Source organism: Streptomyces sp. ADMS, from assembly GCF_033441795.1.
In the GTDB taxonomy this organism is placed as follows: Bacteria; Actinomycetota; Actinomycetes; order Streptomycetales; family Streptomycetaceae; genus Streptomyces.
Window position 1 is genome coordinate 23582 of the sequence record NZ_JAVFVX010000074.1, and the last position, 14515, is coordinate 38096.

Annotated in this window: 16 protein-coding genes and 5 pseudogenes; 10 read left to right on the forward strand and 11 right to left on the reverse strand. The window is 69.9% G+C overall.

Features of this window, described 5'->3' with window-relative positions; all coding sequences use genetic code 11:
* Positions 1 to 99: 99 nt before the first annotated feature.
* Positions 100 to 246 carry a hypothetical protein gene (locus RB628_RS27495; protein ID WP_318323206.1) on the forward strand — a complete coding sequence of 49 codons (147 nt, stop codon included), beginning with the start codon at positions 100 to 102 and terminating at the stop codon, positions 244 to 246.
* Positions 247 to 621: 375 nt separating this feature from the next.
* Here the strand turns inward: RB628_RS27495 and RB628_RS27500 are convergent, their stop codons facing one another.
* Positions 622 to 1227, reverse strand: coding sequence for a DUF305 domain-containing protein (locus RB628_RS27500; protein WP_318323207.1), 606 nt, complete (start codon positions 1225 to 1227; stop codon positions 622 to 624).
* Positions 1228 to 1292: 65 nt separating this feature from the next.
* A complete protein-coding gene (locus RB628_RS27505; RefSeq protein ID WP_318323208.1) occupies positions 1293 to 1712 on the reverse strand; it encodes a DUF6153 family protein in 420 nt (139 codons plus the stop codon).
* Positions 1713 to 1982: 270 nt separating this feature from the next.
* On the opposite strand from RB628_RS27505, the gene RB628_RS27510 reads away from it, so the two are divergent.
* A complete protein-coding gene (locus tag RB628_RS27510; protein ID WP_318323209.1) occupies positions 1983 to 2957 on the forward strand; it encodes a glycoside hydrolase family 3 N-terminal domain-containing protein in 975 nt (324 codons plus the stop codon).
* A gap of 141 nt (positions 2958 to 3098) precedes the next feature.
* On the opposite strand, the pseudogene RB628_RS27515 reads toward RB628_RS27510, so the two are convergent.
* Positions 3099 to 3356 (reverse strand): annotated as a pseudogene (locus tag RB628_RS27515) (glycosyl hydrolase); the annotation flags it as partial.
* Between the two features lie 84 nt (positions 3357 to 3440).
* On the opposite strand from RB628_RS27515, the gene RB628_RS27520 reads away from it, so the two are divergent.
* Positions 3441 to 4715 carry a BadF/BadG/BcrA/BcrD ATPase family protein gene (locus tag RB628_RS27520; protein WP_318323210.1) on the forward strand — a complete coding sequence of 425 codons (1275 nt, stop codon included), beginning with the start codon at positions 3441 to 3443 and terminating at the stop codon, positions 4713 to 4715.
* An 89-nt stretch (positions 4716 to 4804) separates the two neighbouring features.
* A pseudogene (locus tag RB628_RS27525) lies at positions 4805 to 5332 on the forward strand (glycoside hydrolase family 3 N-terminal domain-containing protein); the annotation flags it as partial.
* A gap of 106 nt (positions 5333 to 5438) precedes the next feature.
* Here the strand turns inward: RB628_RS27525 and RB628_RS27530 are convergent.
* On the reverse strand, positions 5439 to 5750 hold the full coding sequence (locus tag RB628_RS27530) for an NIPSNAP family protein (RefSeq protein ID WP_318323211.1): 312 nt from the start codon (positions 5748 to 5750) through the stop codon (positions 5439 to 5441).
* Between the two features lie 34 nt (positions 5751 to 5784).
* Positions 5785 to 6384, reverse strand: coding sequence for a chloramphenicol phosphotransferase CPT (gene cpt / locus RB628_RS27535; protein WP_318323221.1), 600 nt, complete (start codon positions 6382 to 6384; stop codon positions 5785 to 5787).
* 84 nt (positions 6385 to 6468) lie between these two features.
* Here cpt and RB628_RS27540 point away from each other — a divergent pair.
* Positions 6469 to 6744 (forward strand): annotated as a pseudogene (locus RB628_RS27540) (ATP-binding protein); the annotation flags it as partial.
* Positions 6745 to 6794: 50 nt separating this feature from the next.
* On the opposite strand, the pseudogene RB628_RS27545 reads toward RB628_RS27540, so the two are convergent.
* From RB628_RS27545 to RB628_RS27575, 6 genes and pseudogenes are all read right to left on the reverse strand, one after another.
* A pseudogene (locus RB628_RS27545) lies at positions 6795 to 6923 on the reverse strand (sigma factor); the annotation flags it as partial.
* 48 nt (positions 6924 to 6971) lie between these two features.
* Positions 6972 to 7895 carry a DUF4240 domain-containing protein gene (locus RB628_RS27550; protein WP_318323212.1) on the reverse strand — a complete coding sequence of 308 codons (924 nt, stop codon included), beginning with the start codon at positions 7893 to 7895 and terminating at the stop codon, positions 6972 to 6974.
* Positions 7896 to 7908: 13 nt separating this feature from the next.
* Positions 7909 to 8179 (reverse strand): annotated as a pseudogene (locus RB628_RS27555) (class I SAM-dependent methyltransferase); the annotation flags it as partial.
* Between the two features lie 213 nt (positions 8180 to 8392).
* A complete protein-coding gene (locus RB628_RS27565) occupies positions 8393 to 8782 on the reverse strand; it encodes a DUF6281 family protein (RefSeq protein WP_318323213.1) in 390 nt (129 codons plus the stop codon).
* A gap of 247 nt (positions 8783 to 9029) precedes the next feature.
* Positions 9030 to 9962, reverse strand: coding sequence for a DUF4232 domain-containing protein (locus tag RB628_RS27570; RefSeq protein ID WP_318323214.1), 933 nt, complete (start codon positions 9960 to 9962; stop codon positions 9030 to 9032).
* 266 nt (positions 9963 to 10228) lie between these two features.
* A complete protein-coding gene (locus RB628_RS27575; RefSeq protein ID WP_318323222.1) occupies positions 10229 to 11113 on the reverse strand; it encodes a MurR/RpiR family transcriptional regulator in 885 nt (294 codons plus the stop codon).
* 261 nt (positions 11114 to 11374) lie between these two features.
* On the opposite strand from RB628_RS27575, the gene RB628_RS27580 reads away from it, so the two are divergent.
* The 5 genes from RB628_RS27580 (at position 11375) to RB628_RS27600 (ending at position 14345) form a co-directional block, all read left to right on the forward strand.
* Positions 11375 to 12145 (forward strand): SIS domain-containing protein, encoded by a 771-nt coding sequence (locus RB628_RS27580; protein ID WP_318323215.1) that lies wholly within the window; start codon positions 11375 to 11377, stop codon positions 12143 to 12145.
* Between the two features lie 63 nt (positions 12146 to 12208).
* Positions 12209 to 12475, forward strand: a complete 267-nt coding sequence (locus RB628_RS27585) for a type II toxin-antitoxin system Phd/YefM family antitoxin (RefSeq protein WP_318323216.1) — start codon at positions 12209 to 12211, stop codon at positions 12473 to 12475.
* 7 nt (positions 12476 to 12482) lie between these two features.
* A complete protein-coding gene (locus RB628_RS27590; protein ID WP_318323217.1) occupies positions 12483 to 12746 on the forward strand; it encodes a type II toxin-antitoxin system RelE/ParE family toxin in 264 nt (87 codons plus the stop codon).
* A gap of 230 nt (positions 12747 to 12976) precedes the next feature.
* On the forward strand, positions 12977 to 13765 hold the full coding sequence (locus RB628_RS27595; RefSeq protein WP_318323223.1) for an SDR family oxidoreductase: 789 nt from the start codon (positions 12977 to 12979) through the stop codon (positions 13763 to 13765).
* 40 nt (positions 13766 to 13805) lie between these two features.
* A complete protein-coding gene (locus RB628_RS27600; RefSeq protein WP_318323218.1) occupies positions 13806 to 14345 on the forward strand; it encodes a GNAT family N-acetyltransferase in 540 nt (179 codons plus the stop codon).
* Positions 14346 to 14515: the final 170 nt, after the last annotated feature.

Below are 14515 nucleotides of genomic sequence, written 5' to 3' on the forward strand. Positions count from 1 at the left end.
CGAGTACCCCCGGGAGACGGACCGCCATGGTGGCGGTTCATCCGTCTGACCGGAAAACTCAACGACCAGGTTCACGACGTCAAAGCCGACAAGGAGGGCGTGGTCACCGATGTGCAGTCGGACGGGACTTACGTCCTGCGCCCCCTCTGTATGTGGTCCCACACCTGGACGGTCCCCAACGCGGACGGGCTGGAGATCACCGAGTCTCGCGAGGAGCAGTGCAGGCGGCGCCGGGAGGAGTCGTGACCGAGTTGCCCGAGCACGTCCCGACGGATCGCCTCGGCGTCCTGATCGCGGCGTACGAGTACGAGATGGGGACCTGCTTCCGCTGCTCCCTTCGCCGGGTCCAGGTGACCCGCTTCTGCGAGATCGCGAGCAACGAGGGTGAGACCCCGTTGTACGCCTGCCGGAAGTGCGTACAGGAGTTGCTGACCATGCACGAGCGCCCCATGGAGCGGATGGACACCCGGCCCCGGATCGTCCAGCTCCCCCGAACCCCTCACTGGGATCACGGCTATCGAACGGCCCGAAAACTCCGAAGTACATGCCCTTCGAGGGTTTGTGGTGCGGTGAGTCGGCCGGATCGACAGCTGTCGGCCGACTCACCAGCGATTTTCGGTGTCAGCTCTTGCCGAGGAGCTTGTTCATCTCGGTGATCTCGGCGTTCTGGGTGCGGATGACGTCGTCGGCCATGGAGGTGGCGGGGCCGTACTTGCCCTTGGCCTTCTCGGTGGTGGCCATCGTCACGGCGCCTTCGTGGTGCTCGATCATCATGGTCAGGAAGTTCTTGTCGAACTCCGTGCCGGTGGCACCGTGATCCATGCCGGGCATCGAATCCATGTCCTCCATGCCGGGCATCGACTCCGTGGACGTCGGGACGTCCTTGCCCCAGGTCTTCAGCCACCCGGTCATGGTCTCGATCTCCGGGGCCTGGGCCTTCTCGATGCGGGCGGCGAGGGACTTGACCTCGGCCGACGAGGCCTTGTCGGCCGCCTCCTCCGCCATCTCCAGGGCGCCCCTGTGGTGGGGGATCATGCCCTGCGCGAAGGAGACGTCCTGGGCGTTGTACTCGCCGGCCGTGCCGCTGTCGCCGCTGTCGACGGTGGCGGCACTGCTGGTGTCGCCGCTGCTCTCGCTGTTTCCGTCGTCGCTGCCGCAGGCGGTGAGCGTGAGGGCGAGCGCGGCGGTGGCGGCCATGGCGACGAGGGTCTTACGGGTTTTGCGCATGCTGGAACTCCTGCTGTGGGGAAGAGAATTGAGGTTGTGGGCACGCCTTGGGCAGGCCGGGTCCTCTAGATCCGCAGGAGTTGGAGTTCGGCGAGGGACGGTGGTGCGCGGGCGCCCTCGGGGAACCGGGGCAGCGAGCGGTCGGCGCGGGAGGCCAGGACCGAGGCGCCGGCCGGGTCGGGTGTGAGGGCGGGGAACGTGTGGCCTGCCGGGAGGGCGCCGGACGCGCACGTGGCGTCGGCGTGCTGGCCGTGGCCACCGTGCGAGCCGGAGCCTTGGCAGACGGATTCGTCCGACCCGGCGTTCATGGTCATCGTCTGCGATGCCGGAGACGGGTGTCCGTGATGGGCGTCGTCCGTCGTCCCGCCGCCCAGTGCGAGGCCGTGCATCGCGAGGACGCCCGCCAGCAGCCCGAGCACGACGAACGCACGCGCCCACCAGAACGGTGGATGCGTGCGCTGCTGATGCTGTGCGCGGGCTGTCACGCGGGTCATGCTAGCGCGAGGAGCGAATACGGATACCGGGTACCCCTATATTTGTGTCCGCCAGCCCCCTCGGCCGTGCTTGAGGGGTTACCGCCGTACTTCAGGAAGTACGGCCGAAGCAGCGCTCCGGCTCATCCGGGTCGAAGAACTTGCGCCCCTGGACACCGGTCATAGCCCACCTGCGTTTCTGGTTGATTGATTCACCTTGTGCTGCTGTTTTGGTGACTTCTGTCATCCAAGAACCTGCCCGCGCGATCCAGAGGCCGTCCGATGAAGTCGATGCAGCAGCAGCCCCAGCACCACCTGCCCGTCGATCTGCCCGTCGACCTCGACGAAACCGTCCACCGGTGTCTCGGCGCCGGATTCGACGGCACCTCCGGCGTCCCGCACACCCTCAAGCGGCTCATCGGCCGCGGCCTCGGCGGAGTGATCCTCTTCACCCGCAACGTGCGCGACGCCGACCAGGTCCGCCGCATCCTGGGCGACCTGCTCCGTCACGACCCCGGATTCGACGGGGTCCTGGTCAGCGATGCCCTGGAGATGAAGGCGATAGCCGACCGGTACGGCGAGGCGGCCGGCGCCCGGCTCGCCCTCGCCGCCGGCGCCGACCAGGTGATCGTGGCGGTTCCGGACCTGGCGACCACCCTGGCCTGCCGGGACGCGGTGATCGGCGCGCTGCGGGACGGCACGCTCACGGAGGAGCGGGTGCGGGAGGCCGCCGGGCGGGTGCGGAAGATGGCGGAGCGGTATGCGGGGGCGGTGGGGGAGGGCGCGGTTGGGCCCTGGGACGCGGGTGCCGGGCTGGAGGCGGCTCGGCGGGCGGTGCGGGGCGCTCTGCGAGGTGCGCGGGCCGGTGGTTTCACGGCGGCGCCCGGTGCGTACGTCGTCGACCTGTTCCCGCCGCCGCATCCCGCGCCGAACTGGGGCGCCGAGGATCTGCTGAGCGAGGTGCGCGCGCTGGATCCCACGGCTGCGGGCATGGCGCTCAACGAGGCTCCGGTGGATCCAGCGGCTCTGGTCGAGGGGATTCTGCGGTGGGCGGCCGGGGTGCCGCTGGTGGTCGCCACGTCGGATGCCGGGCTGTCTCCGTGGCAGGGGCAGTTGCGGGCGGGGCTGGCGGCAGGGCGGGGGGACGCGGTGCTGGTGGACACCGGGTTGCCGGACGGCGAGGGCGCGTTGTGTTCGTACGGGCGGGAGCGGGCCAATTTGCGGGCGTTGGCCGAAGTGCTGGTGGGGGGTGTCTGAGGTGGTGCGGGCCGGTGGGGGCTGGCCGCGCCCACGCGGCGGAGCCGCAAATGTCACAGCCCCGCGCCCCGAAAGCAGGCCGGTCGCTGCCTGCCCCGGTCGAACTCGCACCCTGGGAGCGTGCCCCGTTGCCGTTCGTTGCTCCGCCGCCACGTCCACCAGTTGCGCCACCTGGTCGACCGCCGAGGCGCGGATGAGCGTGCGGTTCGGCTGGAGCAGCGGCCAGAGCGGGAAGATCCGTACGTGGTCCAGTCCCAGCCCGGCTATCTGGTCGAGGTCCTCGCGGGCGCGGGCCGGGTCGAAGTCGTACCAGGAGTGAAACCAGCCCCGGCGCGGCGTGCAGTTGACGCCGTAGCGATGGGCGGGAGATGCGGGAGAGGGGGCTGAGGGTGTGCTCACGGGTCCTGGTCGGACGCGCGTGACTGTGCCGGGCCGCGAGTCGGGTCTTGCCCTCAGTGAATGTATGAACCACCATAGTTCGCGATGAGAAATGAATTGAACCAGGATTCGGGCAGGGATTCGGCGCGGGAGTCGGACCGGGCCGAGGGCGCGCCTTCTGCGCACGGCGCCCTCGTCATCGGGCTCGACGCCGGTGGCACCCGTACGCGCGCGGTGCTGGCGTCCGCCTCCGACGGGCGCCTCCTCGGCGAGGGCGTCGCCGGGCCGGGCAACGCCCTCACGGCACCCGTGCCGCGGCTCACCGAGCATCTCGTCGAGGCCCTCTCCAGGGCGGTGCCGGAACCGGCCCGCCCCCGGGTCGTCGCCGTCGCGGGAGGCTTCGCGGGAGCCGCCGGCACGGCCGACGAACCGGGCCGCGTCAATGCCCTCACCGCGCTGCGGGAGGCCCTGCGGCAGCTCGACATCCCCGCGCGCGTCATCCGGATCCGGAGTGACATCGAGGCCGCCTTCGCCGCCGCCCCGGGCGCCCCGGCGGACGGTCTGGCTCTCGTCGCCGGTACGGGTGCCGTCGCGATGCGCATCACCGCCCGCCGCTGCGAGAAGACCGTCGGCGGCGACGGCTGGCTCCTCGGCGACGACGGCGGCGGCTTCTGGATCGGCCGGGAAGCGGTCCGGGTGGCGCTGCGCATGGCGGACCGACGGGGCGGCGACACGGCCCTGGCGGCGCTGGTGGGGCGGGAGCTGGGGGTACCGGACGCGGTTCTCCCGTACGGGGGCGAGGAGTTGGCGTACGTGGGCGAGGCATCCTGTGGCGGGGGCGGAGAGTTGGCGTACGTGGGCGAGGCATCCTGTGGCGGGGGCGAGGAGTTGGCGTACGAGGGCGAGGAGTTGGCGTACCACGCCGAGGCATCCGCGTACGACGGTGAGGGCGGCGCCGGTCAGCCCTGGCCCCGTTCCGCCCGCGAGGCCTACCGCCGGCACGTCCTGCCCGCCGTCATGGCGGAACCGCCGGTCCGGCTGGCCCGGTTCGCCCCGCTGGTCGCCGAGGCGGCCCGGGCAGGGGACGTCCTCGCGCAGGCGATCCTCGACGAGGCGGCCGGTCATCTCGCCGACTGTGTAAGGGCGTTGGAGCCGAGGCCAGGCGAGTCGGTGGTCGCGACGGGCGGCCTGCTCGGCCCGGAAGGCCCGCTGACCGCCCCCTTGGACCGGCATCTGAGTGCCCTCGGTCTGGCAGCGCACTGGGTCCCCGACGGCAGCCGGGGTGCGGTGGCCCTGGCCCGCCTCGCACAGGGCCTCACCACGCACCCGGAGAAGAAGGGGCAGAGGGAGCACAGGGAGACGAGGGAGCAGAGCCGGTGAGGAGCCGCAGCGGCGGCGCCCGTCCTCACCCGCTCTACCGCGACCCCGCCGCCCCCGTCGACGTCCGCGTTGCCGACCTTCTCGCCCGGATGACCCTGCGCGAGAAGGCCGGCCAGCTCAACCGGCGGATGTACGGCTGGGACGCCTACCGCCGCCGCCCGGACGGCGAGTTCGAGCTGACCGAGGCCCTGTACGAGGAAACCGACCGCTTCGAAGGCCTCGGCGCCCTGTACGGACTTCTCCGCGCCGACGCCTGGTCCGGCGTCGACCACTCCACGGGCGCCGACGCGCAGGCGGGACCGGTACTGGCCGACATGGTCCAGCGCCACGTACGCGAACGCAGCCGCCTCGGCATCCCCGCCCTCTTCGTCGAGGAGGTACCGCACGGCCTCATGGCCCTCGACGGCACGGTCCTCCCCGTCAACCTGGCGGTGGGCGCCACCTGGGACCCGGACCTGTACGAGCGGGCGGCAGCCCACGCCGCCGCCGAACTCCGCGCCCGGGGCGGCCACTTGGCCCTGGTCTCCGCGCTGGACATCGCCCGCGACCCCCGCTGGGGACGTACGGAAAAGTGCTTCGGGGAGGACCCGTACCTTGCCGCGACCCCGACGACCGCTGCTTCGTCGCGGCGCTGCGCCCAGCCGCGGGGCGGGGCAGCAGCACGCACCTCCCGGCGGACAGGCTCCAGGACTGGCTCGTAGGGCAGTACGTAGGGCGGTACGTCTAGGTCAGGCCGTCCAGCGGCCGGAGGAAGCGGCGCTCGTACCGCTTGATGCAGCGGGTGTCCCGGGCCAGTGCGAACGCCTCCTGGCACTCGGCGTCGGACATGCTGTCCGTGCGGTACTGCTCGTACACGGCCAGGCTGGGAAAGGAGAACAGGGCGTAGGCGATGTCGCTGTCGCCCTCACTCGGCAGGAAGTAGCCGTGGTGCGTCCCGCCGAAACGGTTGACGAGCCGGACCCAGCGGCGACCGTACTCCTCGAAATCCTCGAGCTTGTCGGCGTCGATCTCGTACGTGAGATGAATGGTGATCATGCCTGCATGATGCCGTGCGACGGCTCCGGGGCGGTCATGGTGCGGTGGTCGGCCGCGCCGGAACGTGGGCTGTCGAGGGCGTTCGGCGGGCGGGGTCCTCGCCGTCGTGGACGCGGGCGGCGATGGCTTGCGCGCACACCAGGGACTCGGTGCGCGACGTGTCCACCTCCAGGTCATAGACGACTCCCTCGTGAACCACGTCCGCCTGCGCCGCGGCCATTCCCCGGACCCGGTCTCCCCGGGCGACCTCACGGCCTGCGGCGACCGCGCTCTCACACCGGACGCCGACCCACAGCACACCGGCTTCGCCCACTTCGCCGAGAGCCTTCTGCCACCGCTGCTGGGACGCCGCCCCGCCCAGGAAGACATCGTCGATGATCACTCGGGCGCCCGCCCGGACCATCGCCACGACACCTTCCCTCCAGGCCGCCTCCAGCGCCAGAAAATCCGCGCCGACACTCACCCCGCCGTCCGCCGCGACCGCGATCCCCGCGTCCGACTCCTGCATCCTGGCGGGCAGGGCATCGACGAACGAGTCGCACCCGAACGCCAGCCACGGATTCGGCAGTACGGCTTGCAAACACCGTACGATCCCGGACTTACCCGAGCTGGAACCACCGTTGAGAATGATCATCTGAGTCGTCACCGCGCCACACTAATGTGACTGAGCATCGATGACACCCACCCCGGGAGACGTCGACGCCGTACCTGATTTCCGTACTGGCGCGAGATCAGCACGGGCCTCGCCCAACATGCCATCCCGGTACGGCACTTCGTACTCCACGCCGACCAGGACACCCTCCGTGGGCGCATCGCGGGCGACACTGTCCTTGGTCCCAACTCCCCGTTCCGCCTCAAATACCTCGAGCCCTACGCCGAGGCGGCCCGCACGTGGCTGCACAGCGAGGCCGAGGTCGTCGACACCACGCACCTCACGCCCGCCCAGGCCGCCGCGCAGATCGCGGAGGCCGTCAAGAGCAGCCGGCGCGGCTGACCACCGTGCGGTCGTCACCAGCAGGCTTAGCTGGCGACGAGCGATCCGCCCAGGTACGCGCGCGGTTCCCGCACCTGCTGCCGGTCGATGCCGGCCCAACGCAGCCAGGACTCCTGCAGCACGTCCTCCGCGTCGGCAGCCGACCCGAGCCTCTCGTAGGCGACCGTGAAGAGGAGGCCGCCCGCCGGAGCGGAGGACGCTTTCGTTCGCGTGAGTGCCGGTCGGGACTACGGCTGCGTGCGGTGGCGTTTTCGCAGTTCGGCCAACCGCTCGCGTGATGCGACGCTTTCAGGCGTGGGTGGGGTGGCGTTGGCCGGGCGGGGTATCTCGCCCGGGATGGGCATGTTCAGTGCGGCCGACACTTGGACGAAGATCGTCTCCATGTCGGTGCAGGCAAGATGAGCAAGGGCGCCGGCGCCTCGCCCCCTGAACCGTGACTCTTCCATCCGGAACGTGGCCCATGTCTGCCCCCTGCGCGTGGCGATGCTGCTACGCCCGGACGTGGCGGCGTAGTTGACGGCAATCGTCAGCTCGCGCGGTTCTGCCTGGGACCACCAATCGCGCCAGTGGGGGTCCTTGTCGATTGTTTCGGCTATGGCGATCGCTGCGTCGAAGTACGCCGTAGGGATGTCCCTGTCCCCGTACAGGGCGATGTCGAGCCATGGCCCACGCTCCCGCTCCTGGGCTCCGTCGTCGTGAGCGAGCTGTTGTTCATCACCGGACGTCGTGTGACCGGGTAGCGGGCCCGGCCACGGTTGTCCGGTGATGTCCGTGTAGGCGGCGGCGACGGCCTCGGCGAGGACATCCGACTCGCTGAAGTCCCAAAGGCGCTCTGTCGCTCTCTCGGGGTGACTGATGACCTGATCGAACTCCGGCTTTCCCGCCGCGATGACCGCGAAATGGAAATGTGTCAGTGCGTCCCCCAGTAGCGGTACAGCTGGGGCTCCGGCTGGATCGCTTACGTCCCCGGCGGGTATGCCAACCAGCGGAGCTTCCGCCAACTGGCGCATCTTTTCCGTTAGTTGATCCGCAAATCCTTCGATCCAGTCGCGGTCTCCCTCGGAGAGCGCTTCAGTCAGTCGGCTGGCGTTGCCTGGGCTCGCTTCGCCGTCAAGCAAGTCGATGAGGGCCCAGAAGTCCTCGTTCGTCACAGCGGTCCTCCTCGTAGGCGAGGGTGCCGCCGAGTTCGTTGTCCCGGATCGCGAGGCTGGTCATCGAGCGGACGGTGAAGTTCAGGTCCGGGTGGGCCCGGCCGGCCAGCTCGATCATCTTCGGGGACAGGTCGATGTCGAACGCGGGCACACCCAGGGCTGCCAGGTGCGCGGTCACCTCGCCGGGACCGCATCCCAGGTCCGCGACCGGGCCGGCGCCGGCCGTCCGCAGGGGCCTCGGCGAACGCGGCCAGCATGGCGCGCGGCAACGGGTCCAACTCCGCCCGCACCGTGCTCTTTGGCCAGCTGGCGGGCCCTTGTGGTCTTTCCGGCCCCTGGTAGGCCGACAAACAGGAACAACGTCGTCACACTCAGATCGTTCAAGGGAACGAGATGGAGGGCAACTGCTTTCTCTGCGGAGATCGTCGGCAGCTTGCGCTGCGCCGACGGCGCGGTGACGGGAGCGACCTCGTCAGATCGCACCCCCGCAGTCGCTGTTATGAGCCGTCGATCAGCTTCTTCACGTCGGCCGGCAGTTCGGTGCCGGAGCGGACAGCAACGAGGACGGCATCTTCGGGTGTGCCTCCGACTGCGACGGCCACCTTCGGGGAGATGCCGTCCACCTCATAGGCGGTCAGTGTCGTACCAGACTCCTGGGCATCGTCCTGGCCGCCGGTGTCGTTGCATGCAGGCAGGGTGGCGTCGCCGAGGTGCTGGCCGATCGTGAACTCCACGTTGGCGACATCCTGGTACGTGCGGCCCTCGTACCGGATCAGGTAGGCGCAGGATGCCGCTCCCTCATCGGCGCCACTGCTTCCTGATGAGCACGCGGCTGAGGCCATGGCGGCTGCCAGCATGGCGCCCGCGAATCGTCCGGACCAGCTCATCGACGTCCTCCTTGGTGAATGCTGCGGGGTGCGAGGACACGTCTCTCGCCGAGCGTTCTGGCCTTCCTCGCCTTCCTCATGAGTACCGACGGAGCGGAGGACGATTTCGTTCGTGCGGCTGTTGCTGAGGAGTCGATCAACTTGCGCAGGCAGGTGCTGACTTGAAGGCCGCTACGTACGCCCATGGCCGATACGTAGACGCAGGCGACCCCCAACCGTGAGGCGGGGGTCGCTCGGGGCAGAACACCTACCGCTCCGCCTTCTCCCACGGTCTGACCCCGAGCTTTCCGGTGGTTCCGAGGTCGAGGTTCGGGGTCACCGTCACCGGGTCGGCACCGGTCTTCGCCCGGACCCGGACATAGAGCACGGTCACCGGCGTGCCGAACTCGGTGGTGTTGCGCCAGACCAGGCCGGCGGTCGCCGACTCGCCGGGGCTGAGCGTCACGGGACGGGGCCGCTTGTCGGGTCCGGCGCCGGTGGTGATCTCGCCGCTGCCGTCGAGGATCTCGACGCCGTCGACGCGCTTGAGGTCGTTGTCCAGGAGTTCCAGCAGCGGGTAGCCCTCGACGGTGTAGGCGCGCGTGCCGCAGTTGTCGAGACGCAGGCCCACGACGCGCAGTCCCATGGCCGCGTCGCCCTCGTCGGCGCTGACTCGGATCCCTGAGGCGGGACACGTGCCCGGCGCGGTCGGCGCCTCGCTCGCGGGGACCCTGGTCACTGTGAGCACCTTGGCCTGTGTCACCCGTGGCGCGGCGGGAGGCAGTTCGCCGGCCCGGACCGTGCCCCGCACGGTCTTCCCGGGGCCGACGTCGCGCACGGTCGCGGTCTGGTTGGTCACGGCCCCGCCGTCACCGCTCATGAAGGTGAAGACGACCGAGTAGGTCAGGGTCTCGGTGCCCTCGTTGGATATCTCGTAGTCGGCGACGACCCCCGAGCCGGGCTCGGCGACGAGGAGGCTGCCGGTGAGGGTGGTCTGCTGGGCGGGGTCGTCGACGTCCACGGCGGTGACCGTGACGTGGGTGCGCTCGCCCGGGGGCAGGTCGCAGAGCACGGGTATCTCGACGCGGACGGTGCCGTCGTCACCGGCGGTGGCGAGCATCTCCCCGTCGGCGCGGACGCCGGGGCCGTCGGCGGTGAGGCGGACCGTACGGCCGGCGGTGTGGCCTATCTCGGCGGTCACCACCTGACGCGGGTGCTCGGCGCTGCCGACGAAACAGCTCGGTCGACTCGACTGAGGTGACGCGCGTGGGTCTCCTACGAGGCCTACGGGGGAAATGGGGGAAACGAGGGAAAGCGGGACCGGCGGGGTCCATGGTGGCATCATTCGGATGGTTCAAACAACCATCTTTGGGTTTTCTTGGTGGTTCATCCATGCAAAAGCCGCCCTCGGTCGGGGATGTCTCCCGGGGGCGGCTTCTGTGTGGTTACTGGCTGGTTGGCGCTTGGTCAGCGCGTACGGCGGGACTTCACCGAGTGCTCCCTGGCGATGTGGCCGGTGAGGGCGAGGGAGGCGCTGGCGCGCTGGTACGAGAGCTGGGCGACCCGGACGTACAGGCAGTCGATGAGGACGAGTACGGAGTGGCGGGCGCCGATGCTCTCGGTGCGGAAACTGGTCTCCGAGGAGGACGAGATGAGCCGTACGTCGGCGGCGCGGGCCAGCGGGGACCTGGGGTCGGCGGTGATGGCCACGGTGGTGGCGCCGCGCTGCTTGGCCAGCTCGAAGGGCTCGATGGTCTCGCGGGTCGAACCGGAGTGCGAGATGCCGATGGCGACGTCGGCGGGGGTGAGGAGGGCGGCTGAGGTCAGGGCGGCGTGCACCTCGGTCCAGCCGCGCACCGCGCATCCGATGCGGAAGAGCCGCGTCTCGGTCTCCTGGGCGACGGCACCGCTGCCGCCGACGCCGTACACGTCGATGCGCCGGGCGCGGGCGGTGGCCTGTCCGGCGCGCTCGATGGAGTCGAGGTCGATACGGTCGATGGTCTGCTGGATGGCGCGGAGGTCGGCGCTTCCGACGACCTGGACGACCCGCTCCAGGCTGTCGTCGGGGGAGATGTCGGGCCCGATCTCGGCGGTGCCCCAGTCGGAGACCTCGCCGCGGCCCCGCTCCTGGGCCAGCTCGATGAGGAGATGCTGGTAGGAGTCGAGGCCGATCGCACGGCAGAACCGGGTGACGGTGGCCTGGGAGGTGCCGGTACGGCGGCCCAGTTCGGCGGCCGAGCAGTGGGTGAAGGCGGCGGGATCCTCAAGGATCAGCTCACCCACCTTCCGGAGGGAGCCGGCGAGGCGCGGCAGCTCCGTACGGATGAGGGAGGTGACGTCGGTCGGGGGCATCCCGCTGCCGGAGCCGGTCCGTTCCATCCGATCGGTCCGTTCCATGGGTTACGGGTCTCCTCGGCGCTGTACTGACTGTGTTGACGGTAGAGGTGAATGTATCAGCCACCGTCTGTGGGGCAGTTTGAATGCCAGGACCAGCAGAGGCCACCCCCGCCGGGCTTTGCTCGCGGCCCGTTGTCCGCAGCCCGTACACTGTGATTTATTGATTCACTGATAGCTGTAGAGTGGGTGGTTCAATCCACCGGTGGGGAGTGTCGAGTGTCCGTCGAGTCCGTCAGCGCCCAGGGCTTCGCGCGCGAGAGCCGGGCCGTCCTCGACCGCATCACCGGGTCGGAGGCGGTCCAGGAGTCGGTGACCCGCGCCGCCACTCTGATCGCAAACTGCATCCGCGCGGACGGCGTGATCCAGGCCTTCGGTACGGGCCACTCCCAGGCCCTGGTCCTGGAACTGGCGGGCAGAGCAGGCGGCCTCGTCCCCACCAACCGCCTGTCCATGGCCGACCTGGTCCTGTACGGCGGCGACCACCCCAGCGCCCTCGGCGACCCCCTCCTGGAACGCAGGCCGGGCATCGCCGGGCGCCTGTACGACCTCGCCGCGCCGCACCCCGCCGACCTGTTCGTGATCATCTCCAACTCGGGCGTCAACAACGTCATCGTCGAGATGGCCCTGCGCGCGAAGGAACGCGGCCACAAGATCCTCGCGATCACGTCCCTCACCCACACCCGCACGGTCCCGGCGGGCCACGCCAGCGGCAAGAAGCTCGCCGACATCGCGGACGTGGTGCTGGACAACGCGGCGCCGACGGGCGACGCGCTGCTGGAGCTGCCGGGCGGGGGCGCGGTATGCGCGCTGTCCACGCTGACCGGCGTGATGCTGGTGCAGATGACGGTCGCGGAGACGGCGGCGGCGCTGATCGAGGCGGGGGAGCGTCCGCCGGTGTACGTGTCGGCGAACGTGCCCGGGGGGTTCGAGGGGAACCTGGGGCTGGAGCGGCACTACGGGGGGCGGATTCGGCGGCCGGCGAGTTGAGCTACGTACACGGCTGACGCATCGCCGTTGTGTACACCTGGCACACCCGGTACCTTTGGGTGCATGATGCAGATGCCCATAGAGTCCATCCGTGACGTCCGCGCACACCTTGCCGAAGTCGTCGAGCGGGCCGAGCGCGACGACCAGCCCACCGTGATCACGCGACGAGGAAAAGAAGTCGCCGCCGTCGTATCGATCGATGTCCTGCGCAAGTACCAGCAGTGGGAAGAGCGCGAGATCAATCGCATCATCGACGAGCGGATGGCGAACCGCTCGGCCGGCGTCCCCATCGAGGACATCATGAAGGAGACGCTGGCACGCAGTGAATGAGCACAGCGTGAGTGAGTACCGCACCGTCTTCCGGCCCGAGGCGCGGGACGAGCTCCGGAAAGTCCCCCGCGACATGGCGCTGCGCATCCTGGCCAAGCTGACGCAACTGGAGAGTGACCCGCTCGGATTCAGTACCACGGCGCTCGTGTCCCAACCCGATCGCCGTCGCCTCCGGGTCGGCGACTACCGCGTCGTCTACACCATCGACAACGGCGAACTGGTCGTGTGGGTCGTTCACGTCGGACACCGTTCCACGGTCTACGGGACGTGAGGTCCCGTCGAGTCCTTCGAGCGGGTCGTCGTGGACGGCCAGAAGCGCGGCGAGATCCAGCTACACGCCCGCCTGGTGGCGGAGCCTTCTCGTGGCGGCGGCCTCCTTCGCGGAAGCGGTGTCGGTCGTTCTCGATCGGCCACGGAGAAAGCAGTTGCCGAGCCGGCGCCCGTCATGGACGATCCCGAACCGTGACGACGCATGCGGACGAGCCCCGCCCCGACCGAACCGTGGCTCCGACTCCGACCCCGTCCCCTCCCACCACCCGCCCCCTCGCTCTGGTCACCGGAGTGGGCCGCACCGTCGGGATCGGTGCCGGTATCGCCCGCCAGTTGGCGGCGTCGGGCTGGGACATCGCCTTCACCTACTGGACCCCGTACGACACACGCATGTCCTGGGGGATCGAGCCCGGCGCGACCGAGGCGATCACCCGGTCCCTGGCCGCGCAGGGCGCCGCGAGCACGGCGATCGAGGCGGACCTCGCCGACCCGGACGCCCCGGCCCACGTCTTCGACGAGGCCGAGCAACGGATGGGCGGTTGCGGTGTCACCGCGCTGGTGATGTGCCACTGCGAGTCGGTCGACTCGGGCCTGCTCGACACGACCCTGGAGAGCTTCGACCGTCACTTCGCCGTCAACGCACGCGCGACCTGGCTGCTGATCAGGGAGTTCGGCCTTCGTTTCTCGGCGACCCCGGGAACCGGCCGGATCATCGGCCTCACCAGCGACCACACGGTGGGCAACCTGCCGTACGGGGCGAGCAAGGGGGCCCTGGACCGCATCACTTTGGCGGCGGCCCACGAACTCTCCCACCTCGGGGCGACCGCCAATGTCATCAACCCCGGCCCGGTGGACACCGGTTGGATGTCGGAGGAGGACCGGGCGAACGCCGTCCGCCACACCCCGCTGGGCCGCCTGGGCACCCCACAGGACACGGCCCACCTCGTCGGCTTCCTGTGCTCCGAGGACGGGCAGTGGATCAACGGGCAGCTGTTGAAGAGCAACGGGGGCCTCGCGTAAGGGACTTGATCGTTGCCGGGCCTGCTGATTGGCTGGCAGTATGACCGATCTCGGACCCGTTGCCTGGCCGCCTGCCCCGATCAGGACCGAGCGGCTCGTGCTCCGTGAGCCCGAGGACCGGGACCGTACGGCGTTCATCGAGCTGCTCGCCTCGCCAGAGGCGCACACCTACCTCGGCGGCCCCCGGCCGCGTGACGAGCTTGAGCGCGAGACGCCCGAGGTGCCCGAGCGGTGGCCCGGGAGCTTCGTCGTTGATCTCGACGGGTCGATGATCGGCCAGATCCTGCTCAGGAGAGCAACGGGGCACAGTCGCCCGGCTGCCGCAGGGAAGGCCGACCTCGGCTACCTGTTCCTGCCGCGGGCGTGGGGATTCGGGTACGCCGCCGAGGCGTGCGCGGCGGCACTCGGCTGGCTCGCCGGCGCGCTTCCCGGTGAGCCGGTGGTGCTCACCACCCAGACAGCCAACGTCGGCTCGATGCGTCTCGCCGCGAAACTGGGGTTCACCGAGGTGGAGCGTTTCGAGGCCTGGGGCGCCGAGCAGTGGCTCGGCATGCGGTCCTCGGTCACGCCGTCCGATTGAACTCGCGCTGGAAAGTCTGGGGGTGGCGAAGCGGCCGGGGTGGCCGGGGTAGTGCACATTCCGGTGGGGACGCACTCACGCATCATGTTGGCCACACCGCATCGAGGATCAGCCGTTGACTCCGCATTCCCTGGCGTTCTACGTGGACGTCGTCACCACCGGCACCGTGC

Coding starts and splice junctions, on each gene's coding strand:
- RB628_RS27585 (WP_318323216.1), top strand. CDS start 12,209: ATGATGCAGATGCCCATAGAGTCCATCCGTGACGTCCGCGCACACCTT.
- RB628_RS27500 (WP_318323207.1), bottom strand. CDS start 1,227: ATGCGCAAAACCCGTAAGACCCTCGTCGCCATGGCCGCCACCGCCGCG.
- RB628_RS27575 (WP_318323222.1), bottom strand. CDS start 11,113: ATGCCCCCGACCGACGTCACCTCCCTCATCCGTACGGAGCTGCCGCGC.
- RB628_RS27600 (WP_318323218.1), top strand. CDS start 13,806: ATGACCGATCTCGGACCCGTTGCCTGGCCGCCTGCCCCGATCAGGACC.
- RB628_RS27565 (WP_318323213.1), bottom strand. CDS start 8,782: ATGAGCTGGTCCGGACGATTCGCGGGCGCCATGCTGGCAGCCGCCATG.
- RB628_RS27530 (WP_318323211.1), bottom strand. CDS start 5,750: ATGATCACCATTCATCTCACGTACGAGATCGACGCCGACAAGCTCGAG.
- RB628_RS27520 (WP_318323210.1), top strand. CDS start 3,441: ATGAGAAATGAATTGAACCAGGATTCGGGCAGGGATTCGGCGCGGGAG.
- cpt (WP_318323221.1), bottom strand. CDS start 6,384: ATGATCATTCTCAACGGTGGTTCCAGCTCGGGTAAGTCCGGGATCGTA.
- RB628_RS27510 (WP_318323209.1), top strand. CDS start 1,983: ATGAAGTCGATGCAGCAGCAGCCCCAGCACCACCTGCCCGTCGATCTG.